The organism is Moorena sp. SIO4A1 (assembly GCF_010672065.1).
GTDB lineage: Bacteria > Cyanobacteriota > Cyanobacteriia > Cyanobacteriales > Coleofasciculaceae > Moorena.
Genome location: NZ_JAAHHX010001040.1, coordinates 1 through 1,053 on the forward strand (window position 1 = coordinate 1; position 1,053 = coordinate 1,053).

Annotated in this window: 3 protein-coding genes; 1 reads left to right on the top strand and 2 read right to left on the bottom strand. The window is 38.7% G+C overall.

What is annotated here, in order from left to right; genetic code table 11:
• The coding region (locus F6K53_RS45090) for a hypothetical protein (protein WP_293087663.1) at window positions 1-243 on the top strand (243 nt) is incomplete at its 5' end.
• 147 nt (window positions 244-390) lie between these two features.
• Here the strand turns inward: F6K53_RS45090 and F6K53_RS45095 are convergent.
• Window positions 391-540: a hypothetical protein gene (locus F6K53_RS45095; protein ID WP_293087666.1), complete on the bottom strand. Its 150-nt coding sequence runs from the start codon at window positions 538-540 to the stop codon at window positions 391-393.
• A gap of 133 nt (window positions 541-673) precedes the next feature.
• On the bottom strand, window positions 674-1,053 hold a 380-nt coding region (locus F6K53_RS45100), incomplete at its 5' end, for a Sir2 family NAD-dependent protein deacetylase (protein WP_293087669.1).

The following is a 1,053-nucleotide window of genomic DNA, read 5'->3' on the forward strand; positions in this document are numbered from 1 at the left end:
AGGTATGTGTATACGGGCTTTATAGCTGTCAAAAGTCCAGTTAAGCATTCGGTTTTCCACCAGATGAGAGTTAGGAACTACTACAGTGCGGAATGTGGGATGGACAAAATACCAAATAGCACCAATGTGATTTTCAAGCGATTTGGACCTGATGCAATTAGCGATCGCCTATCAAGTTTAACTTTTCTAGTGCAGCATCAGACTTTTATAAGAATGGAATTCCAATTTTTCGATCCATTGTAACCGTACATATCCTGATAGTAAGTATCAATATAAAGGAAAACAACAAATTCAGCCACAACAAGCGTGATTTTACCATAGGATTATTGACTCATGCTTGGGTTAATGGGATGACTTTGTGGTCAGAACTTGCCCAGACTCTGATGAGTCTCAAGCCTCATAAATGGCTTGATTGTCAGCGAGGATTGAAAGCTCTATCCCAGCTACAGCAAGCATTAGAACCATGTTGTCATCCTTAAAGCGCAACCACATATAGTGAAAACGTTTGCCATCAACTGTTATAAAATTTTTTCCTTGCATAAGTTTAATTTCTAATTTAAAGATTATCGGATTTTATAAAGGACGTAAAAGCTAATTATCGAAGCATTAGACTTCACTGAAACTCCCAGGAAGTGATAAGCAAAGTGGTATTTATTCCCACCCCTGCAAAGAGTTAGCTTACCAGTCGTTTTTCGCATATATTCCACAATTTATCTAGTGTATCGGCAGCAGTAGATCTGATGTGGTAATTAGCTATTTCTGAAAGTACGGTCTCAGCAGGATTTATCTCTACTATGGGCACATTTAACCTACGAGCTTTATACAAAGGTTTAGTAATGTATTGGTAGTCTCTGGAGGTGCCGATCACAAACATGAGATCAATGGGAGCATTATCTAGGATCTTGAAAGTTTCTTCCGACGAACTCATATGATGTTCACCAAATAACTCAATATCCGGACGAATTAATCCTTCGCAAGCTGGACATTTTGGTGGTAAATCCATCGGTTTACTATATCCGGCTAGGAGTTCTTCTGCAGTTGTCCTGTAAGAAA

Bases quoted from the DNA above. Each gene is read 5' to 3' on its own strand.
- F6K53_RS45095 (WP_293087666.1), bottom strand. From the start codon at position 540: ATGCAAGGAAAAAATTTTATAACAGTTGATGGCAAACGTTTTCACTAT.